The 22,391-nt window shown below is 37.2% G+C and carries 23 protein-coding genes; 4 read left to right on the top strand and 19 right to left on the bottom strand.

The annotated features are described in order from the left end of the window. Nucleotides 1-32 precede the first annotated feature (32 nt). From EJF36_RS14925 to EJF36_RS14955, 7 genes are all read right to left on the bottom strand, one after another. Nucleotides 33-1,133 carry a GerMN domain-containing protein gene (locus tag EJF36_RS14925; RefSeq protein ID WP_395940598.1) on the bottom strand — a complete coding sequence of 367 codons (1,101 nt, stop codon included), beginning with the start codon at nt 1,131-1,133 and terminating at the stop codon, nt 33-35. 84 nt (nt 1,134-1,217) lie between these two features. Further along, entirely contained in the window at nt 1,218-2,024 is an 807-nt protein-coding gene (gene racE, locus EJF36_RS14930; RefSeq protein ID WP_125907078.1) for a glutamate racemase, read from the bottom strand. 9 nt (nt 2,025-2,033) lie between these two features. Beyond that, entirely contained in the window at nt 2,034-2,477 is a 444-nt protein-coding gene (locus EJF36_RS14935) for a MarR family winged helix-turn-helix transcriptional regulator (protein WP_125907079.1), read from the bottom strand. A gap of 249 nt (nt 2,478-2,726) precedes the next feature. Next, nucleotides 2,727-2,951 carry a spore germination transcription factor GerE gene (gene gerE / locus EJF36_RS14940; protein ID WP_125907080.1) on the bottom strand — a complete coding sequence of 75 codons (225 nt, stop codon included), beginning with the start codon at nt 2,949-2,951 and terminating at the stop codon, nt 2,727-2,729. A gap of 489 nt (nt 2,952-3,440) precedes the next feature. Then, entirely contained in the window at nt 3,441-4,202 is a 762-nt protein-coding gene (sdhB, locus tag EJF36_RS14945) for a succinate dehydrogenase iron-sulfur subunit (protein ID WP_125907081.1), read from the bottom strand. After that, complete coding sequence (gene sdhA, locus EJF36_RS14950) at nt 4,199-6,010, bottom strand: succinate dehydrogenase flavoprotein subunit (RefSeq protein ID WP_125907082.1); 1,812 nt, start codon at nt 6,008-6,010, stop codon at nt 4,199-4,201. Before sdhA ends, sdhB begins: the two co-directional genes overlap by 4 nt. 118 nt (nt 6,011-6,128) lie before the next feature. Then, nucleotides 6,129-6,740, bottom strand: a complete 612-nt coding sequence (locus tag EJF36_RS14955; RefSeq protein ID WP_125907083.1) for a succinate dehydrogenase cytochrome b558 subunit — start codon at nt 6,738-6,740, stop codon at nt 6,129-6,131. Nucleotides 6,741-7,143: 403 nt separating this feature from the next. On the opposite strand from EJF36_RS14955, the gene EJF36_RS14960 reads away from it, so the two are divergent. Continuing rightward, complete coding sequence (locus EJF36_RS14960) at nt 7,144-7,587, top strand: YslB family protein (protein WP_260471912.1); 444 nt, start codon at nt 7,144-7,146, stop codon at nt 7,585-7,587. A 181-nt stretch (nt 7,588-7,768) separates the two neighbouring features. Here the strand turns inward: EJF36_RS14960 and uvrC are convergent, their stop codons facing one another. From uvrC to EJF36_RS15005, 9 genes are all read right to left on the bottom strand, one after another. Next, the gene (gene uvrC / locus EJF36_RS14965) at nt 7,769-9,550 is read right to left on the bottom strand and encodes an excinuclease ABC subunit UvrC (RefSeq protein ID WP_125907085.1); all 1,782 of its coding nucleotides are present in this window, start codon (nt 9,548-9,550) and stop codon (nt 7,769-7,771) included. A gap of 404 nt (nt 9,551-9,954) precedes the next feature. Further along, complete coding sequence (trxA, locus tag EJF36_RS14970; RefSeq protein WP_125907086.1) at nt 9,955-10,269, bottom strand: thioredoxin; 315 nt, start codon at nt 10,267-10,269, stop codon at nt 9,955-9,957. Between the two features lie 546 nt (nt 10,270-10,815). Then, on the bottom strand, nt 10,816-11,793 hold the full coding sequence (locus EJF36_RS14975; protein ID WP_125907087.1) for an electron transfer flavoprotein subunit alpha/FixB family protein: 978 nt from the start codon (nt 11,791-11,793) through the stop codon (nt 10,816-10,818). A 65-nt stretch (nt 11,794-11,858) separates the two neighbouring features. Continuing rightward, entirely contained in the window at nt 11,859-12,632 is a 774-nt protein-coding gene (locus EJF36_RS14980) for an electron transfer flavoprotein subunit beta/FixA family protein (protein ID WP_125907088.1), read from the bottom strand. A gap of 70 nt (nt 12,633-12,702) precedes the next feature. Next, on the bottom strand, nt 12,703-13,476 hold the full coding sequence (locus tag EJF36_RS14985) for an enoyl-CoA hydratase (RefSeq protein WP_125907089.1): 774 nt from the start codon (nt 13,474-13,476) through the stop codon (nt 12,703-12,705). A gap of 40 nt (nt 13,477-13,516) precedes the next feature. Then, nucleotides 13,517-14,101, bottom strand: coding sequence for a TetR/AcrR family transcriptional regulator (locus EJF36_RS14990; RefSeq protein ID WP_125907090.1), 585 nt, complete (start codon nt 14,099-14,101; stop codon nt 13,517-13,519). 362 nt (nt 14,102-14,463) lie between these two features. After that, the gene (locus EJF36_RS14995; protein WP_185807021.1) at nt 14,464-15,186 is read right to left on the bottom strand and encodes an amino acid ABC transporter ATP-binding protein; all 723 of its coding nucleotides are present in this window, start codon (nt 15,184-15,186) and stop codon (nt 14,464-14,466) included. A gap of 29 nt (nt 15,187-15,215) precedes the next feature. After that, nucleotides 15,216-15,875, bottom strand: coding sequence for an amino acid ABC transporter permease (locus EJF36_RS15000; protein WP_125907092.1), 660 nt, complete (start codon nt 15,873-15,875; stop codon nt 15,216-15,218). A 120-nt stretch (nt 15,876-15,995) separates the two neighbouring features. Further along, nucleotides 15,996-16,751: a transporter substrate-binding domain-containing protein gene (locus tag EJF36_RS15005; RefSeq protein WP_125908407.1), complete on the bottom strand. Its 756-nt coding sequence runs from the start codon at nt 16,749-16,751 to the stop codon at nt 15,996-15,998. Nucleotides 16,752-17,511: 760 nt separating this feature from the next. Between EJF36_RS15005 and EJF36_RS15010 the strand changes: the two genes are divergently transcribed. Then, nucleotides 17,512-17,724 carry a heavy-metal-associated domain-containing protein gene (locus tag EJF36_RS15010; RefSeq protein WP_125907093.1) on the top strand — a complete coding sequence of 71 codons (213 nt, stop codon included), beginning with the start codon at nt 17,512-17,514 and terminating at the stop codon, nt 17,722-17,724. Between the two features lie 246 nt (nt 17,725-17,970). Next, nucleotides 17,971-18,156 (top strand): hypothetical protein, encoded by a 186-nt coding sequence (locus tag EJF36_RS15015; RefSeq protein WP_125907094.1) that lies wholly within the window; start codon nt 17,971-17,973, stop codon nt 18,154-18,156. Between the two features lie 71 nt (nt 18,157-18,227). Here EJF36_RS15015 and EJF36_RS15020 read toward each other — a convergent pair whose 3' ends face one another. Continuing rightward, complete coding sequence (locus EJF36_RS15020; RefSeq protein WP_125907095.1) at nt 18,228-18,659, bottom strand: hypothetical protein; 432 nt, start codon at nt 18,657-18,659, stop codon at nt 18,228-18,230. 21 nt (nt 18,660-18,680) lie between these two features. Beyond that, nucleotides 18,681-20,834 (bottom strand): DNA helicase RecQ, encoded by a 2,154-nt coding sequence (gene recQ / locus EJF36_RS15025; protein WP_125907096.1) that lies wholly within the window; start codon nt 20,832-20,834, stop codon nt 18,681-18,683. 206 nt (nt 20,835-21,040) lie between these two features. Here recQ and EJF36_RS15030 point away from each other — a divergent pair, with 206 nt between their 5' ends. After that, the gene (locus EJF36_RS15030; RefSeq protein ID WP_125907097.1) at nt 21,041-21,298 is read left to right on the top strand and encodes a spore morphogenesis/germination protein YwcE; all 258 of its coding nucleotides are present in this window, start codon (nt 21,041-21,043) and stop codon (nt 21,296-21,298) included. 198 nt (nt 21,299-21,496) lie between these two features. Here EJF36_RS15030 and EJF36_RS15035 read toward each other — a convergent pair whose 3' ends face one another. Continuing rightward, entirely contained in the window at nt 21,497-22,354 is an 858-nt protein-coding gene (locus EJF36_RS15035) for a VanW family protein (RefSeq protein WP_125907098.1), read from the bottom strand. Between the last annotated feature and the right edge of the window lie 37 nt (nt 22,355-22,391).

A 22,391-nucleotide genomic window follows, 5' to 3' on the forward strand; every position in this document is an offset into this window, starting at 1 on the left:
GTTACATTATATAGTATATCAAAAATGTTCCATTAAAAACTAACTGGGTTAATTTTTTCCGGACGACCTACTGGTTCTGTTAACAACTGACCGTTTTCTCCCACTAAATCTTGTGAAGACCCGTTCACTTGAAGTGAGACTTGCTCAATGCCCATTTGGCCTATTAGTGATAAAGCAATTGTATCAATAACTGAATTAGCTAAGATGCTCTCACCGAAGCTACCATAAATGGACTCGTCAAAATTCAATGTAAGTGTCCCATTCTCATAAGAAGGGTCTGAAAGTAACTTCGCACGTTCATTCATTTCTGTTAAAAGTCCAGATCCGTAAGCAGGGCCATTTATTAGCTCACTAACGATAGCTGTATACAAATTCTCCTCATTCGCCTGCACTCTTTTAGTAACAGGTACATAATAGATAGAGCCTTCATTTTGACCTAAATAATACACGGTCACTGCCTTTGAATTCGTAATATCTGCTACAAGTGATGAATCAAGGTTTATTCCATTAGCTCTGCTATAGCTCTCTCCAATTGGAGTTTGGTTAACTGGCATTACATTTTGTTCATATCCATTTATTTGAATTTGCACTTTATCTACTTGTTCAAACTGTGTTAATGTCCATGTTAAGGCCTCTAAAATACGCTTTTCATCTTCTGGTGCATAGTCAGTAAATTCTTTTGAAAAATCTACAACTAACGTACCATCCTCCTCCATGTTAACACCATTTATAACGGTGTCAGGAGGTAAAACAGCTCTGAATCCATTCGGTAGTAATTCTTGAACCGGCCCATTCGCAACAAGGTACTCTAACGCTTGTTTAGCGACACCTTCTACTTTAGGAAGCTCAAATGTTTGAGGAACAACATATCCATTTTTATCAATTAAATACAGCTCACGAAGGTATGTGCTTGCTTCTTCTACTGCAGCATCACCACCATCTGTACCTTCTACATTATTGGCAGTACCTTCTTCTGATGTAACAGGGAGCCCTTCTTCTAAATACGTAACGTCTTGTGGTGGATCTATCTCCTGCATTGTCTCTTGCTGATCTTTACCAAAAAGACCACACCCTGCTAAGAGAAATACTAGAAATACTAACATTGTGATAAGCTTGAATCGCATTTTCTGCATGCTTTTCCCTCCTAAGGTAGTTTGTACTACTATGTATACGAGCCTTTTTTTAAAAATAGACCACAACAATAAAAAAACCTTCAGCTAGTTTGCTGAAGGTAATACAATGGACTCTATTCGATCTACAGGCTTTTCAAACCATTTAGTAGCGATTTTTTGAAAAATCTCTTTTGGACCAGTTGTCAAAAACAAGTGTTGCTCTCGTTTTTTAGCTTTGTTTAATAGATTATTGTGATATAGAATTGTGCTGACTTCACGAGCTGTTTCATCTCCAGAACAAATAAGTGTCACATTAGGTCCAATATCGGCTTGTATCAGTGATCTAATAATCGGATAATGAGTGCACCCTAAAATTAAAGAGTCTATTCCTGAATGCCTAATCGGCTGAAGAGATTCTTGAACAATATGCTGTGCGTAATCCCCTTCAAAATCTCCGCTTTCGACTAAAGGTACAAATAATGGACACGCAAGAGCTTCTACTACAACATTAGGGTTAATGGACGTAAGAGCCTTCTCGTATGCCCCACTTTTCACTGTACCCACTGTTCCAATTACGCCTATATGATGATTTTTCGTTGTTTTTAAAGCTGTTCTGGCACCAGGGTGAACAACACCAATGACTGGGATTGATAATTCATTTTGTATTTCATCTAATACAGCTGCAGTTGCTGTATTACACGCTATCACAAGCATTTTAATATCAAAAGACAATAAATAGTTCGTCATTTCCCAAGTGAATTGACGAACTTCTTCTGTACTTCTAGGTCCATACGGACATCTAGCCGTATCACCTAAGTATATAATTTGCTCTTTAGGCAGTTGACGTATTATTTCTTTTGCAACAGTTAACCCGCCCACACCAGAATCGATGACTCCTATAGGTTTTTTCAAGCAATCGCCTCATTCTTTGTTCATTTCTCGATGTAATCTATCTAAGTTTTGTTGAAGCAAAAGAATCTCTTCACTTGAAAATTGAATCAAAGTTTTTTCCAGATAATCTTGTCGCTTCTCTATTACTTCTTCAATAATTCGCGCACCTTCCTCTAACAAATGGATTCGCACAACGCGACGGTCATTCGTGTCTTTAACACGCATAACTAATTCACTCTTTTCCATTCGGTCAACAAGGTCTGTGGTGGTGCTACAAGCTAAAAACATTTTGTTAGATAGCTCACCTATTGTCATATCTCCTTCTTCAAGAAGCCACTGTAACGCAACAAACTGCGGAGGTGTAATTGTATAATTACTAAGAATTTCTCGACCCTTTTGTTTAATAATATGCGCAATATATCGTAATGATTTCTCTATTTCAGCAACGGTTTGTCGATTGCTAGGGGTAGTCATGTAAGTACCTCCTAATCTTATAGGCATTAATACTACTATTTTCTATGTTTTCGACGAAAAATGCAACAATTTTTAACTAAAAGTACTTTTTCTTATATATGGGTATATTCATTAATTAGATCAATCACTTTTAGAAAGACAGCTTTCTAGGTCATTTACCTACTTTTAAAGCATTATGTATTAAAATATAAAATGTTGGTGAAGCAACAATAACCAGCTATCCTTTTGAGTCGGATAGCTGGTTTACTTTTAAAGCTCGAGTTCTCCCATGCGTAATAATTCGACAACAGCCTGAGAACGCCCCTTTACACCGAGCTTTTGCATTGCATTCGATATGTGATTGCGTACTGTCTTCTCACTTATAAACAGTTCACCTGCAATTTCCTTGGTAGTCTTATCCTGTACCAACAGTTCGAATACTTCTCTTTCTCTTTTCGTGAGTAATGGCTTAGGTTGAAATTGTTTGTCCTTCAAGTATTGTAACCCTCCTTGCTAGGTGGAGCTGACATTCGACGGGTATATATAGTCACAATATAGTATGTAAGAAGGGGTAGGGCTGTTACTTATAAAAAAAAAATAGCCTTTAAACTATAAATGAGGTGCAAACTGCTGCATATGACGCTGAGAGCGATAACCTCAAACTAGCTCTAGAGCAACCTTTCAGATTGAATCTGTAAAAAGCGTAACGGCCGACATGCTGTGGCATTTTTAGTACATACTAAACCTATTATTACTAAGGCAAACACCTATACAACAACATTGCACCATCATAAATCTAAAAACCACCGTGGGATATTCAGATAAAGACCAATAAGGAAAACTCGCAGCTTGGGAAGACTTGGCGAAGACCGAGGCGTAGTTGCACTTATGTGATAGGACAGTATGAATTTTAAAATAATTATTTGCTTTCCTATAGCCAAAAAATCCCCTGACGACATATCGTCAGAGGATTTTTTATATCATTTATACTTGGTCACTACCAAATAGATTACGGAATGACTGTATCGTTACATCTCTGTTTAAAGCTGCAATTGAAGTTGTTAATGGTATTCCTTTTGGACAAGATTGCACACAGTTTTGCGAGTTACCACAGTTTGTAAGTCCACCATCACCCATAATGGCTTCAAGTCTTTCCCCTTTATTCATCGCACCTGTTGGATGAGCGTTGAACAAACGAACTTGTGATAGTGGTGCAGGTCCAATGAAATCAGCTTTACTGTTAACATTCGGACATGCCTCTAAGCATACTCCACATGTCATACATTTAGAAAGTTCATAAGCCCATTGTCTCTTTTTTTCTGGCATACGTGGTCCAGGCCCTAAATCATACGTACCATCAATAGGAATCCACGCTTTTACCTTTTTAAGCGAATCAAACATACGGCTTCTATCAACCTGTAAGTCTCTCACAACTGGGAATGTGCGCATTGGTTCAAGACGAATTGGTTGTTCTAATTGGTCAATAAGAGCTGAACATGACTGACGCGGCTTCCCATTAATCACCATAGAACAGGCACCACAAACCTCTTCAAGACAACCCATTTCCCATGTAATAGGAGTTGTTTTATTACCATTAACCTCTACAGGGTTTCTACGAATTTCCATTAATGCCGAGATAACGTTCATATTCGGACGATATGGGATTTCAAATTCTTGCTCATATGGAGCAGAGTCAGGTTTGTCTTGGCGTGTGATAATTAAGCGAATGACTTTTTTATCACTCATGCTTTAACACTCCCTTCTGCTTGTTTGTTTTCCTGCTTTGCTTCTGCTTTTTTTTCATTTTTCTTCTTCGTATAATCGCGTAGACGAGGCTTAATTAATGACACATCTACTTCCTCGTAATGGAATACTGGTTGATTATTCGCCTTATCGTAGCTAGCCATAGTTGTTTTTAACCAATCCTCATCATTACGATCAGGGAATTCAGGCTTATAATGTGCACCGCGACTTTCATTACGGTTATAAGCACCTATTGTAATGACACGTGCTAACTGAATCATGTTGTATAACTGTCTTGTAAATGTTGCCCCTTGGTTACTCCAAGTTGCAGTATCATTAATATTAATGTTCTTATAACGTTCAAGAAGCTCTTGAAGCTTTTCATCTGTTTTTAATAATCGGTCGTTTTCACGTACAACCGTCACGTTATCTGTCATCCACTCACCTAACTCTTTGTGAAGAACGTATGCATTTTCAGTACCATTCATAGATAGAATGTCATCCCATTTTTGCTGTTCTTCCTTCACAAATGTTTCGAATAGCTCTGAAGGTAAGTCTTCTGCATGACTATCCAAGCCTTTAATATATTCAATAGCTTTTGGACCAGCAACCATACCACCATAAATAGCCGATAATAATGAGTTGGCACCTAAGCGGTTTGCTCCGTGCTGAGAATAATCACACTCACCTGCTGCAAATAAGCCAGGTATGTTAGTCATTTGATCGTAATCAACCCATAATCCACCCATCGAGTAATGGACAGCTGGGAAAATCTTCATTGGAACTTTACGTGGGTCATCACCCATGAATTTCTCATAAATCTCCATAATCCCACCAAGCTTAATATCTAGCTCTTTAGGGTCTTTATGTGATAAATCAAGGTAAACCATGTTTTCACCATTGATCCCAAGCTTCAAGTCAACACAAACATGGAATATTTCACGCGTAGCGATATCACGTGGAACTAAGTTCCCGTATGCAGGGTACTTTTCTTCTAAGAAGTACCATGGCTTCCCATCTTTATATGTCCAAACACGTCCGCCTTCACCGCGAGCTGATTCACTCATTAAGCGAAGCTTGTCATCGCCTGGGATCGCTGTTGGATGAATTTGAATAAACTCACCGTTTGCGTAATAAGCGCCTTGTTGATATACAATAGCAGCGGCGGATCCCGTGTTTATAACTGAGTTTGTTGATTTACCAAAAATAATACCTGGGCCACCGGTTGCTAAAATAACTGCATCTGCACGGAATGATTGTATTTCACTTGACGTTAAGTCTTGTGCGACTATTCCACGACACACTCTTTCATCATCTAAAACAGCACCGAGGAATTCCCAGCCTTCATATTTTGTTACAAGACCCGCTACTTCATGGCGACGAACTTGTTCATCTAATGCGTATAATAACTGTTGACCTGTCGTAGCTCCTGCGAACGCAGTGCGGTGATGTTGTGTACCACCAAAACGACGGAAGTCTAATAAACCTTCAGGTGTACGGTTAAACATAACACCCATACGATCCAATAAATGAATGATACCAGGAGCGGCATCACACATTGCTTTTACTGGTGGCTGATTTGCTAGGAAGTCTCCTCCATACACCGTATCATCAAAATGCTCCCACGGAGAATCTCCTTCCCCTTTTGTATTTACAGCACCATTTATACCACCTTGTGCACATACGGAATGAGAACGTTTTACAGGCACAAGGGAAAATAATTCAACTTGATAGCCAGCTTCAGCTGCTTTAATTGTTGCCATAAGACCAGCTAAGCCGCCTCCGACAACTATGACTTTAGATTTACTCAATCCAATTCACTCCCTTACTGAGGATACAAGCTATCTACACTTTTTAAAAGCATTTGAGTAAGTTTACAATCGTACTTAATCTACACGTTTAGTTTAGAGCATAATCTATATTTCATTCTTAAGAGACAAATGCAAAAATTGCACGCAATCCCACGAAAGACAATCCAAAGAATATAGCCATTGTTACATATGTTGCAATTTGTTGAGAACGCGGTGTTACCGTTAATCCCCAGCTTACGAAGAATGACCATAAACCGTTAGCAAAGTGGAATACTGAAGCTAGAATACCAGCTATATAGAATGCTAGCATGAATGGATTATCTACTATGTTCGCCATCATATCAAAGTTAACCTCTGCACCGAATGCTGCTTGAACTCTCGTTTGCCAAACATGCCATACAACGAAAATTAACGTAAGAACACCCGTAATTCGTTGCAACAAAAACATCCAGTTACGGAAGTAGTTGTATTTGCTTACATTGTTCTTTGCTGTAAAAGCTATATACAGGCCGTAAACAGCATGAAAGATCAAAGGTATGAAAATAACAAAAAGTTCAAGTAAAATACGAAATGGTAAATAATGCATGACTTTTGCAGCTTGATTGTATGCTTCTGGACTTATTGTTGCATAATAGTTTACCGTTAAGTGTACGATTAAAAACACACCTACTGGAATAACCCCCAACAATGAATGAAGCCTACGATTCAAAAATTCTCGATTGCTTGCCATTAGTAACCCCCCTCAAAAATTAGATACATAGATTGTAAAACCCACCCCATTTGTTAGTCGCAATACCATTTACTACATTCTTCACATTTTTCCAAAAATACAAAATGCAAAGGTTTTCAAAAAAATGTAACAGAATTGTGACAAGTTCATTTTACCCTCATCTACAAGTACCGTCAAGAAACCATCTTTTTTTTCGACACATTCACCTTGTTAACAAACTTTACCATCACCTATAAAATAAGTATGTCAAACCTTGCTAGTATCCTATATGTATATAATAAACTTATATAAATATCCTATCATTTTTAGTAAATAATTACAGTATATGTCACTATTTTTTCTTAATTTTGTTTTTTTATGGCGCAATTGTATTATAATAATGCAGAGAAAGCGGGGAATTTTTGTGAAAACTGAAAAGACATTATTACTTGATGAATTAACAGTTTCAGCGTTTGCTGTCGAGTTATTGCGTCATGACTTATTAGATGAAATTTTAGGTAAAGAAAAGGACTTTATTCTCTATTGTGCGGGTAAACGAATAGCAGACAAATATCCTCTATACTCCATAGAAGAAATGGTCCAGTTTTTTAATAGTGCTGGATGGGGTATATTGCAGCTTGAGAAAGAAAAGAACGATGAACTTCAATTTTCACTAACAGGAAGCCTCATTACATTTCGTCTACAACAAAAAGCAACTTTTCAGTTAGAAGCAGGCTTTTTAGCCGCCCAAATACAAAGACAAAAAAAGCTCATAGCCGAATGCCACGAGCAGACAAATAACAGACGTGAAAAAGTAACCTTTACTGTACGCTGGGACATAAAGGACAGTGTGGAGAATAATTTATAATTTTAAAGACGCAATAGCTAAAGCTAAACACTCCAATCCAAACTACACCTTTATGCTTCTGACACTCCCACACCTGAAGGAGATGGGCTTTCTCATTCGAGATGTTCTGTAAATACACCAATGCCGTGTCCTTGTCGTCGAGCCAAATAAAAAGCACTCCATTAACATGGGTGCTTTTTATTCATTCATTTTCTTGTTCATGAAGCTTATCATATATAGCTTTCGCTACATTTTCTGGCATGCCCACTGCCATAATTTCTTCAAAAGTTGCTTCTCGAAGCTTTTTCACAGAACCAAACGCTCTAAGCAGTTGTTTTCTTCGCTTTTCCCCTACGCCCGGTACATCATCTAAAATAGATGTAAATAAGTTTTTCCCCCTTAGTTGTCTATGGAACGTAATAGCAAAACGGTGCACCTCATCTTGAATTCGTTGTAATAAATAAAACTCTTGACTATTTCGTTGAAAAGGGACTTTATTTGCTAATTCACCGAAAAGTAAATCAGAGGTTTTATGTTTATCATCCTTTGCTAAACCTGCAAGTGGTATTACCAACCCTAATTCATTCTCTAACACATCGCGAACAGCGGTCATATGACCTTTTCCACCATCAACTATAATTAAGTCTGGTAGAGGTAATTGTTCTTTTAGAACCCTTTTGTATCGTCTTCTTACTACTTCTCGCATCGACTCATAATCATCTGGGCCTTGTACTGTTTTAATTTTATATTTTCGATATTCATTTTTTGCTGGTTTGCCATCAACAAAGACAATCATTGCTGATACCGCATCTGTACCATGAATATTTGAGTTATCGAACGCTTCAATTCGATGTGGTGTATATATATTTAGAGCTTTGCCGATGTTTTCAATAGCTACGATTGTTCGCTCCTCGTTACGTTCAATCATCGAAAACTTTTCCTTAAGAGCAATCTCAGCATTTTTAGCAGCTAATTCAACTAAGTCTTTTTTCTTTCCGCGTTTCGGTTGATGTGTATTTACGTCTAACAGTGCAGCAATTATATCTGCATCAACAGATGTCGGTACAAAAATTTCTTTCGGTTTAACGTGATTAGATTTCCCATAAAATTGGCCAATATATGTGAGAAACTCCTCTTCAGGCTCATTGTAAATTGAGAAAATAGATACATCCCGCTCAATTAGCTTCCCTTGTCGTACAAAGAATACCTGCACACACATCCAGCCTTTGTCTACAGAATACCCAAATACATCTCGGTCAACAAAGTCGGTTAGCGCCATCTTTTGTTTCTCCATTGTAGCTTCTATGTGAGCAATTTTGTCTCGATATTCCTTTGCTCTCTCAAAATCTAAGTCTTCTGACGCTTTGTACATTTTTTCTGTTAGCTCATGCTTTATTTCTTTATACCCACCATTTAAGAATCTAGCAATATCTTCAACGATTTGTTGGTTAGTTTCATCGCTCACGTTTTTTACGCAAGGTGCCAAGCACTGCCCCATATGATAGTACAAACAAACTCGGTCTGGTAAAGTCGAGCATTTACGCAGAGGGTAAATTCGATCTAGAAGCTTTTTCGTTTCATTTGCTGCTTGTACATTAGGATATGGACCAAAATACTTCCCCTTATCCTTTTTCACTTGACGTGTAATAAGAAGTCTAGGCTGTTTGTCCGCGGTAATTTTTATATATGGATAACTTTTATCATCCTTTAGCATCACGTTGTACTTTGGATCATACTTCTTAATTAAGTTAAGCTCAAGAATTAGAGCCTCCATGTTTGACGATGTTACAATATATTCAAAGTCTACAATTTCATTAACGAGACGCATTGTTTTTATATCATGTGAACCTGTGAAGTAAGAACGTACACGGTTTTTAAGAATTTTAGCTTTTCCTACATAAATGACAGTACCTTGTCTATCTTTCATTAAATAACAACCAGGCTGATCGGGTAACAAAGCCAATTTCTCTTTTATAGTTGTCATTCGGCCACCCCTCTCCATTTATATAACTCGTCACGACCATATACGGGGCCTTTTAGTTCACTATATCGTAAGCTCTTTACTTTGGTAAATGAAGCTATATTAACACCTTGTGCTTTAAATCCTAGTCATATCTTATTTGTAACATATATTGTAGCATGCTTGTATGCTTTTTGTTCATGTAAAAAGTTGTCATAAGAACGTAGTTTTTAATTTAGAAAGCTCACGTCTTTATACTGTATAATACGCTTCTCTCATATAAAAACTACAATGTGTTTTGGCTGCGTCTGAAAGGTAGTTTACAAATTGGTGTATGTAGCTGTAAGTGATTCGCTATGAACAGCGGACTATTTTTGCATATAAAAAAGCTTATAGGATTACCTACAAGCTTTGTTCACAGATTAAAATTATACATGTTTAGCTAAAACATTAGCTAGAGCTTCTTTCGGTTGGAAGCCAACAACTTTGTCAACAACTTCACCGTCTTTGAAAACAAGTAAAGTCGGAATGCTCATCACTTGATATTTACCAGCTGTCTCTTGATTCTCATCAACATCTAACTTAACGATTTTCACTTTATCTCCCATTTCACTATCAAGCTCTTCTAGAACAGGAGCAATCATTTTACAAGGTCCACACCAAGGTGCCCAAAAATCTGCTAACACAACTCCTGAAGAAGTTTCATTTGTAAAGGTTTGATCTGTTACATTTGTAATTGCCATTGTAATTCCTCCTAAAAGTAAAACTAATCTCAATACTAACGCAAGTATATCACTTAACAAAATGAGATGCCATTTTTATGCTTCAAAAGTAATGTTACCCAAAACCACTACAACCATACTCATTTTAGCTTTCCCTATTATAATTTAATTGACAATCTGTTGCATGTTTTGTTTGCTATTCATTTAGAAAATTAGCTCCGTTAAACTTCAATGTGGATTTTCATTCCACTTCTTTCCGCGGGTGTTCGCTACAATCAAAAAATAATTAAAAATCTTTAACAAAGACATCCATGATAATGAAAATTCACACCATTGAAAATGAAAAATGTAACTTATAGCTAAGTAAGAATGAGCGGACATCCACGACACTCCTGCGGAGAAACAATCAAACAAAATCCCACACGGTGAAAACCGATGAGGTTTGGCTGATTGCCCGAGGAAAGGGAGTGAATGGGAGTGAATCGAAAATCAATAAAAGTTATTTACAGGGTAGCCAAAAAATTAAAACACCTCAACTACAATGTCGAGGTGTTTGCTGATTAATATTTACGAATGAACCTTTAATTTTTTAAATTCCTCTGTTAAGAGTGGGACTACTTCAAATAAGTCACCAACAATACCGTAATCAGCCACTTTAAAGATGTTAGCTTCAGGATCTTTATTAATCGCAACAATAACTTTGGAATTTGACATACCGGCTAAATGCTGAATAGCGCCAGAAATACCGCAAGCAATATATAAATCAGGAGTTACTACTTTACCTGTTTGACCAATTTGCCATGAGTAGTCGCAATAATCAGCATCACACGCACCACGAGAAGCTCCTACAGCTCCCCCAAGAACGTCAGCAAGCTCTTTTAAAGGAGCAAAACCATCAGCGCTTTTCACACCACGTCCACCAGCAATAATAACCTTAGCTTCACTTAAATCAACGCCCTCTGTTGCTTTACGTAAAACTTCCTTCACAACAGTTCGTAAATCTTTAATATCCACTGCTAATGATGACACGTCACCAGAGCGGGAATCATCTTTATCAAGCATTGGGATATTGTTAGGACGTATAGTAACAAAGATTACTCCATCAGTAACAATTTTCTTTTCAAATGCTTTTCCTGAATAGATAGGGCGTGTGCAAACAACATTTCCACCGGCAACCTCTACAGCCGTTGCATCTGAAATAAGTCCTGATTCTAGTTTAGCAGCAATTTTTGCTGATAGGTCTTTTCCTAGTGATGTATGCCCAAATACAATGCCTTCTGGTTGTTCAGAATCTATAACAGCCATCGTAGCTTGCCCGAATCCATCTGGTGTATATGCTTGAAGCTTTTCATCTTCTACTGTAACGACGCGGTCAGCACCGTATGCTATCATATCATTTGCTAAACTAGCAACAGAATCTCCTAATAAAGCAGCAACAACTTCGCCACCTTCTGCTATAACTTTAGCCGCTGCAATCGCTTCGAACGACACGTTACGTAATACGCCATCTCTTGCTTCACCTAAAACAAGTACTTTTCTAGACATATCTAAACCCCCTGTGAACTAAGTTTTTAGCTTTATGAAAAAATCGTTCGCGTACTTTGTACCCCTTATACTACCTTTGCTTCAGAATGCAATAACGAAACAAGTTCTTTAACTTGATCTTCAATCTCACCTGACAACACTTTTCCAGCCTCTTTTGCTGGTGGCAAATAGAGTTCAATAGTTTTTGTTTTTTGCTCAACATCATCTTCATCTAAATCAAGGTCATCTAATTCTAACTCATCTAATGGTTTCTTCTTTGCTTTCATAATCCCTGGTAGAGATGGGTAACGAGGATCATTTAGTCCTTGTTGAGCAGTAACAAGAAGAGGTAGAGATGCTTCAATAATTTCAGAGTCTCCCTCTACATCACGAACAACCTTTACTGTTGAGCCATCAATCTCAAGTTTAGTTATAGTTGTAACATACGCAATATCAAGAAGTTCAGCAACTCTAGGCCCTACTTGCCCAGACCCACCATCAATTGCGACGTTACCTGCAATTATTAAGTCGACATCTTGCTCTTTTAAATATGTTGCCAAAATTGTTGCTGTTGTAAATTGGTCACTGTCATCAAGATCATCTTCTGTATTAATAAGCACAGCTTTATCTGCTCCCATAGCTAAAGCTGTACGTAACTCCTTCTCAGCCTCTTCACTTCCTACTGTTACAACAGTAACCTCACCACCGTGAGCATCACGTACTTGGATAGCTTCTTCAACTGCATACTCATCGTATGGATTGATAATAAACTCTGCGCCATCCTCTTGAATGCTACCGCCTTGAATGACAATCTTTTCTTCTGTATCAAATGTACGTTTTAATAACACATAAATGTTCATGCACCGAACCTCCTAATATTAGTTTGTCAACTTACTAGATTATATGGTTGTACAGCATAATGTATCCGTATTATTTACCTGTAAATGTTGGTTGGCGTTTTTCAATAAAAGCCATGACACCTTCCTTTGCATCACTTGAGGTAAAGATGTCACCAAATAGCTCAGCCTCGCGCTCCACACCATCATAATAAGACTGATGTTTAGCAAAGTTAACAAGCTCAATTACAGCTTCTGTAGTAAGCGGACTCTTTTTAGCCATTTTTTTAGCTATGGCAGTAACCTCTGAAACTAGAGTCTCTTCTGGGAATGCTTTTGTCGCGAGTCCCATTTGAACTGCCTCTATTCCACTAATGGGCTCACTTGTCAACATCATTTCTAGTGCTTTTGCAGTCCCCACATATTTTGTTAACCTCTGTGTACCTGCAAATCCGGGAATAATACCGAGTTGTAGTTCTGGTAAGCCTAACTTTGCATCTTCAGTAACATAGCGAATGTGACATGCCATCGCTAGTTCTAGTCCACCACCAAGTGCTGCACCATGAATAGTAGCAATAATCGGTTTAGGAAACGCTTCCACTTCTTCAAACAATTGCTGCCCTCGTTTGGATAAATTGGCATACGATTTAGCACCTTGTAAAGCTGTAAATTCTTTAATATCAGCACCTGCTGAGAAAAATTTCCCCTCGCCTCGTAACAAAACAACACGAACATCTTCACGCAACTTTAACTCGTCAAGTACATGCTGAAGCTCTAATAACACCCCTGATGCTAAAGCATTTGCTGGCGGACGTTGCAGTGTTACTGTAGCGACGTTTTCATCGACTGAAATTTGAAAAAATTCCAATGATACTCCCCCATCTCTTGTTTATTTACAGGTTGTAGAGCTAATTAGCTCTACAACCGTTAATAAGCAACTTATGAACACGTTCTGCAAGGTCTGTTAGACTGTATTTTTGCTCATTCATAACCCATGTTGTAACTGTTTCATCAATCGTACCAAATACAAGTTGTCTCGCTAGTCTAATGTCTAAATCTGGGTCAAACTCTCCGTTTTCTTTTCCTACCTGGAGAATTTGATCAACAATTCGTAAATACCCCTTTAGCACTTCATTAATTTTGTACCTAAGATCCTTTTGTGATTGTCTCAATTCTAATTGCGTTACAATTGCAAGGTGATGATCATCGGCAAGTAAAGCAAAATGTTTTTGCACTAATAACAATAACTTCTCTGTTGCTTTCTCTAATCCTGCTATTTCCCCCTCAATCTTTTCGACAAATGTACCCATTTTTTCCTGAAAAAGGGAAATCAGAATATCTTCCTTATTTTTAAAATATAAGTATATAGTGCCGTCTGCGACGCCTGCTTGTTTAGCAATCTTTGAAACTTGCGCCTGATGATATCCATTTTCAGCAATAACAATAACAGCAGCATCTATTATTTGTTTGTACTTTGGTCGATTTTTTTTCATATGGCATTCTCCTAACTCTCGCTGATGTGAAGTGAATTATCTCTTCACATCCTATACCAAATCGAGGGGAATGAAAAGCAGTCATAAGAGCTGTTCATTAAAAGTATTTAGTATTACACGAAAATGAATGACTATTCATTCATTTAAGCCTATGATAAAACAGTCCAAGAGATTCGTCAAGAATTAGTTACTACCGTTTACACATTTAAATCGCTATCGCCCAAAGCTTTTACTACCAAGGTTAAAGCTTTGAATTTGCTACTCTTAGCGCTTAACAAATAATATATAGTAAGAAACCTCAGATATTTTAACACATTAATAAAGGGCTAAGCGTAATTATATAGCTTAGCCCTTCCCAATTATTATAAAACTGAATCTAAAAACTCTTTTGTGCGTTGCTCTTTTGGCTGCTCAAAGATTTGATCCGGGTGACCAACCTCAACAATTTTTCCGTCGTGCATGTATACAACCCAGTCTGCTACTTCACGAGCAAATCCCATTTCATGTGTTACAACGACCATTGTCATTCCTTCTTCAGCTAGTTCCTTCATAGTGGATAATACTTCACCAACTAATTCTGGATCTAATGCTGATGTCGGCTCATCAAACAACATGATATCTGGCTTCATGGCTAACGATCGAGCAATAGCAACACGTTGTTTTTGTCCTCCTGATAATTTGGAAGGATACACATTCTCTTTATCTTCAAGTCCGACCTTTGCAAGTAATTCACGCGCCTCTTGCTTTGCTTTTGGTTTAGAGAGTTTTTTGACTTGTATAGGTGCTTCCATAACATTTTCAATTACAGTTTTATGTGGAAAAAGGTTAAAATGCTGAAACACCATACCGACTTTTTGTCGAATTTCGTTTAGATTATGTGTTTCTTTTTCAACTTCTTCTCCCTCAATTATGATCTTTCCACTATTTTTAATCTCTAAATAGTTAAGGCACCGAAGAAGTGTACTTTTTCCTGATCCACTCGCTCCAATTAAAACGACCACATCGCTTTCTTTTACGGTCATATCTATGTCCTTTAAAACATGTAAATCTCCGAACGATTTATTTAATTTTTCTACTGATATCATTATTTTCTCATTCACGATAGTATCCCCTCCTAGTCGCTAGCAGCAAGCTTCTTCTCTAATCGATTTACGATAATTGTTAAAATCAACACAAGTATTAAATACCAAACCGCCACAATAAGTAAGTTCGTCATATAATCGAAGGTTTGTGATCCAAGTGTCGTTGCAACACCAAATAATTCTGGCATACCGATGAAGGATGCTAGTGAGGAATCTTTCAAACCAATGATAAATTGGTTTCCTAGTGGAGGTAAGGCACGACGAAATGCCTGTGGTAAAACGATTCGTCTCATCGATAATGTACGACTCATCCCAAGTGAGCGACCTGCTTCCATTTGCCCACGGTCAATAGATTGAATAGCACCACGAAAAATCTCAGCAATGTAAGCACCGTTGTGGAATGCTAGCCCGAGAACAACAGCCCAAAACTGTGATATATGCAGTGTTGTTAAGCCGTAGTAAAAAATAAATATTTGCGCGATAAGTGGTGTTCCACGCACAATAAAGATGTACCCATCCGCTAACCACTCTAGAAAGCGAATTCGTGAAATCTTTAACAAAGCAAAAAACAACCCTATGAATATAGCAATTACAATAGATATAGCTGTTAATTGTAACGTAATTAGAGCACCATACCAAAAATAATCTGCAGATGCGATTAGTTGTTCAAAAAAATGTCCAAAACTCGGCAAGAAATCCCACTCCTTTTTTAAAAGCCTAGAGTTACTAATATCTATGTCACTCTAGGCTTAGCTAATTAAACAGAGAATGTGCGTTATATTTAACGCACATCCCGCAAAAAGTCTTTATTACTATTTTTCAGGGTCAGCTGTGATGTCTTCCCCAAAATATTTCACACTAATTGCTTTTAATGTGCCATCCTCACGAAGCTCTTGTAGAGCCTCGTTGACTTTATTTAATAGCTCTGTGTTGTCTTTCGCAATAGCAATTGCCTGTTCACTACGACCTAGCAGTTCGCGTCCCTCGATACTCATGCCAGCTCCGATTGCTTCTTTCCCAGTGATAAAATCAGTGATAACAGCATCATGTCTGCCCTTACTTAAAGCTTCAAGTGCCGTAACATCACTATCGTATTGAATTATGTTGTCTGTTACTTCAGCAGCTGTTTCCGCGTATGTAGAACCTTTTGAAACAGCGATTTCTAGACCTTCTAAATCAGCTAGCGTTTCAACTGAGCTATCGCCTCTTACAAAGATTTGTGGACCTGAATAATAGTACGGAGTAGAAAAGTCTACCTGCTCAAGTCGTTTATCAGTAATTGTGTGACTTGCAATAGCTGCGTCAAAGCGACCTGTTTTTACACCTTCAACAATTCCGGCAAATTTAAACTTCTTTTGCACTGGTTCAAGTCCAAGCTTTTCAGCGACAGCTTCTCCAACTTCAATATCAAAGCCTGACATAACACCTTTTGGATCTGTCACACTGAAAGGCTTAAATTCACCGGAAGCGGCAAAGGTAAACTTTCCATCTTCAACTAAGGTATAACCTGCAGCATCATTACTAGTATTCTCTGATGAACCACAGGCAGCTAGTACACCCGTTAGCATCACTGCTATAAGTATTCCTATAAACTTTTTCACGTCTAAAAACTCCCCCTCTTTTTATTCTTACCCTTATTATGTTAACAAGATTTTTTGGAGAGGTGCAAAACGCAAATAGTATGAAAATTTACGATATATGTATATTACATGTGATTATTATCACTAGAGACATAGTTTCCATACAAATACCTTCATTTCCTTTCATATCCTTTCAATTCTTCCTTTTTCAACATATACCGATAAAACTTTCACAAGCATAAACCTTTATTACACTAGCTTTTATTATTAATTATTCTTTGAAAAATTAGTTTTCTTATATATCAATAGTTTTAATCGTAAGAATAGTAGTTTTAGTTTGTTGTTAATCGCTAGATTATATAAGCCAACTAAAAACTCTCAGAATTAGACAAGTCGTCCGGGAGCAGCAAGTTCAGAAAAAGCGAAGAAGACAATGGTTCACAAGAAACGAACGGGGTTTTGAATGACGTAAGTAGTTACAGATCATTACAACAAAAAAAAGAAACAGATTTAATTGCTCTGTTTGTGTACTGCTTATTAATTACATTCACATAGCCCTTACACTCCCACACCTAAAGGAGATAGGCTTTCCTGTTTGAGAAGTTCTGCAAGAGATTGTTCATTCTTTTCACGTTCTATTCATCAGTCTTCCTTCTACATCTATATTCACTTTGTGTTGTATTTTTAAGGATATTTACTTAAAAATTACATAAGTTAGTAATGCAATAAATTGAAGAGAGGTTGTATTATGGCAATTGTAGAAGAGAAATTAAATGTTAACGGTATGGAGTGTCAAAGCTGCGTCAATAAAGTAGAGAAATCGTTATTGTCTGTTGACGGTGTACAACGTGCATTAGCGAGTCTAGACGATAACAAAGTACATATTGAGTATGACGATGGTACGACAAATCTGTCAACTATTCATGATGTAATTAAAAATGTTGGCTATGCTGTCGAATAGTTGAACATAGTGTGGCAATTAAACATGTTTTTCGTTATGACTAAATGGTTTCACTTTCCTTTTTATACTTACAGGGGTATAATAAAGAGTAGAAACAGATCTAAAGGAAGGTGAACAACATTGTTAAAAGTAACAGCAGCGGCCACATCTCAATTAAAAGAAGAGCTGGCACGTATGCAGGCACGTGTAGAGGATGTATTTATTCGTGTGTCACTCGCTGCCGGCTGAGGTGGCCCACAATTAAGAATGGCTCTGGAAGAGTCAGCATTAGATAATGACGAAATAACAGAAAAAGATGGATTACGCTTTTTGGTTAATGAGTACCAGAAAACATATTTTGAAAATATTGCGATTGATTATGAAAGCTCTTGGTTTGGTCGTGGATTTACACTCGTTTCCGCAGATGGTAACAAAATTAACGGAAATTGTTAAAAGGTAACAAGCAACAAAAACAACAGCATGGCAACTTGCCGTGCTGGTGTTTTTTATTTTATTTAAAATTCTTATACATCTTTAGAAGTTTTAATGTATTTTTTGTAATCTCGTTTTATATACCAAAACATCAACATCCCAAACAGCGTGCCTCCTAAAAGCATGACACCAAATATAGTAGGAAAGAACACAGATGGCTTATATCCATCCCCTAAGCCTAAGAATATTCCCATTGGGACGCCATAAAGTAAGATTCCATACACAAGCGTATAATGCCACATTCCCTTTTTAAGTGTTTTTGCTTGCTTTTCTCGTGCTTGCTCTATTGTTTTATTTTTATTTTTATAAATACTTGGTAAGCCACATATCATAACAACAAATATAACCCAAAAGTGTGCCTCAATTAGGCCTGTTACTAAAAAGATAAATAATAACGCTATCGCTATAACAAATACCCAAAACATTATATTCATCTGTTTTTTATATTGTTCAGTTGTTTGCATGGACACCACTCCTATTAGCTTCTACCCTTTATTAAGTAGATTAGGGGTTAATTCCCACTTTTTTAATACAGCCTTAATCTCAAAATATGGTACTCCCTCTGGTAGAGCTTCTTTCAATTCTTTTAGTTTAGTTGTGTTAAGCTGCTGTGCTAGTTCAATAATTAAAGGCTCATGCACGGGGTCAATTATTCTCGACCAGTCCAATTTGTAACCTTCTTCTGCTGCCCGTAAAATGTGGCTCTCAACTGTCGTAATAGCGCAGTCACGAATCTCAGCAATATCCCGTAAACTCTTTCCGTCTTCAAACAATTCAAATGATTCCAAGTAGCTAGGCTGATTATTTGTACTTCTTTGGCTTATAATTGATTCTACTGCTTGAGGCTGCTGTTTTTGCCTTTCTTGTCTTCCCTGATTCTTCATATAGTCGGCAATTACTTCTACAAATTCAACACCATAACGCTCCCATTTCGTTTGTGCCACACCTTTTACAGATAACATTCCTGTTTCATCAATAGGACACTTCGCAGACATGTCTCGCAAGGTGCTATCAGAAAATACGATATAAGGTGGAACCTTTTCACGGTCTGCAATCTCTTTACGAACAGCCCGAAGTAATTCAAATAGCTCATCATCTGTTGCAGCTTGTTTAACAATAACGGATTCTTTTTTAAACACATTTTGCTGTCCTTTTAAAACTGGTATAACAGACTCAGTTAACATGACAACCGGGTATTGACTTTGTGTTAACACGCAATAACCTTCTGCTACAAGAAAGTCAATCATATTTGTTATTTCTTGTTCCGTCCTATTTTTAAGTAAGCCATACGTTGATAACGAATTGAACCCCATTTGTAACACACGCTTTGATCGTGATCCTTTTAACACTTGAGCTACGAGTGTTTTCCCAAATTTCTCATCCATGCGCTTAATACAGGAGAAAATCATTTGCGCTTCCTTTGTTATATCAACCTTTTCACGAGTGTCGGTACAATTCAAGCACTTGCCACACGTCTTTTTCTCGTACTTCGCTCCAAAATATTCAACAATATAACGCTGTAAGCAAAGCTCAGTATGACAGTAATCAATCATACGTTGAAGCTTCTCGTATTCTGCCTGCTTATCTTCCAATGAGGATTGTTCAAGAAGAAACTTTTGCAATTGAATATCATACGGAGAAAACAAAAGTGTACATTCACTTTCCTCTCCGTCTCTCCCAGCACGACCCGCTTCTTGATAATATGACTCTATATTTTTAGGTAGACTATAGTGAAGTACATAGCGGACGTTTGATTTATCAATACCCATTCCAAAAGCATTAGTGGCCACCATCACATCAATCTCATCAAATAAGAATTGATCCTGTGCCTCACTTCGCTCTTGCTCTGACAAGCCTGCATGATACTTTCCTACTTTTATATCGTTTTTACGCAAATACTCAAACAGCTCGTCCACATCTTTACGTGTAGAAGCATAAATAATACCTGCATTAAGACTTTGGCTTTTCAAGTACTTCATAAGGTACTGTCGTTTGTCCTGTCCTTTGATTACTGAAAAGCGCAAATTATTTCGTTCAAAGCCTGTAACAATAGTGTTATCCTGAGGGATATGTAACTGTCCACAAATATCATCTATTACTTTTGGCGTAGCCGTTGCAGTCAATGCGATCACAATTGGTTTTTTTGGTAAATCTGTTATCATCTGATTTATATACCGATAGCTCGGCCGAAAGTCATGCCCCCACTGCGAAATACAGTGAGCCTCGTCAATCGCCACGATGGAAATAGGTATATCCTGTAATATTCTTCTAAACTGTTGAGACTCTATACGTTCTGGCGCCACATACACAATTTTATACATCCCAATTTGAATATCTTGCAATCTATGCTTCATTTCTTTAGCATCGAGACTACTGTTAATATAAGTCGCTGATATCCCTACTTGGTGTAAGCTATCAACCTGGTCTTTCATTAAAGAGATTAATGGAGAAATGACAATTGTAATGCCTTCAACAACAAGTGCTGGAATTTGATAACATATTGACTTCCCTCCACCTGTTGGAAGCACCCCCAATGTATCATGGTTATTTAATACTTTTTCAACGATTTGTTGTTGTCCAGGCCTGAAAGCTGTGTATCCAAAAAACTTTTTTAAAACTCTCTGTGCTTCTTGAAGCATAAATGAAATCACCTCTTTTGACATTGTAGCAAATAAAAGAGGGATGTTCTTCAATCTTCATAAAATATTTCTAGTTGTAAAAAATTTCACATTTAAACAGTGAAATATTAGTTAATTCGAAATATTTCCATTGAAAATGTTACAAATTTGTGAACTTTCTTGCTATACTCATAAGTAAGCGCTTACCAAAAAAAGGGGGACTTATAATGGATATTTTCGTTGCCTATATGATTCTAGCAAGTTTAACACCTATTATTCTTTGGAAAACTTACAAAAAAATATTGTGTATTTGCCAAATCCCATTTGTAATCTTAATGTGGCATTCATTTATGCTATATTCAAATGGCGCTAATTACTCACTGCTACTGTTGTATGCAAACATTGTATATAGTCATATAGCCATTGTTATAATTCTCTTACAGACATTTTCTAATAATACGAATACTTTCATAAGAGTGAAATAAACGATACTTTTTATACGTATTATTGTCACTATTTTTCATGTTAATAATATTCTACTTAGACTACATACTGACTGATGCCATAAACGGAACTTATTTTTTTCACAGGAATATTAGGAATTCTCCTAATCTAGCTAGGAACTTGGCTCCTTCGAATAACAAGTTTAGGGGGAGCCTTTTTGTAATTTAAACTAAAAACGATTAAGACCCGCTTCGAGGCCTATAATCAATATCATCTGCTGAAAATACTCTAATTAGCATTTTCCCATCAATAGCTCTAGCACGTATAAGTATCGGATGACTATACTTATTTTTAAAAACAAAGTCTGGTCCATACCAACTTACTGTTGCATCACGACCAGGTGGCACGTAAGGTACACTACGGCTATGCGAATAGCGCTGTACAATGTGAACACCTGCTCTATCGACCGCGTTATATAAAGTCGAGGATACTTGACAAATCCCTCCTCCTATCCCTTCAGATAGCTCGCCCTTCACTATTACTGGTGCAGGTAAATACCCCTTCTCTTTTGTACGTTTACCCACTACTTTATTAAAAGAAAACGTCTCTCCAGGAAAAACTACCGTATTATTTATCGCTTGTGTTGCAATTGTAATATTATTAGTTCGTTCCTTGTTACGACTATTAAAGAAAGTTACATATACGGATAACTGCCTTGTTTTTATATTAGACAAAAGTTCACTGTCGACTTTAGGATAAATAGGTCTAATCGGTAGTTCTATTGTAGCGGGACCTAAACCAAAAAAATAATCACTAAACAACTCTCTAAATTTTTCTTTATGTAAGGAGTGCCCAAGCTTTTCAGTTACAATATTGCCATAGTCATCAAGCTTTGCATTCTCAGGGGCTTTACGAATCTGAGCATCAAGTTTATTTGTTAATTCAGCATATGGGATTGTATTTATAACAGGTATGTCTAAGAGTGGAACACTATATTCTGATCGTGTAACATGTCCGATTTTCTCCCCTTGGAATTTCAAATGTAGTTCTTCATTAATTGGCATCGCTATGACTAACAACATAATTATTTGCAGCATATTCCTTCCCTCCTAATTTTAGTATGTATATACATGT

Origin of the sequence: Bacillus sp. HMF5848, assembly GCF_003944835.1 — a bacterium.
Classification (GTDB): domain Bacteria; phylum Bacillota; class Bacilli; order Bacillales; family HMF5848; genus HMF5848.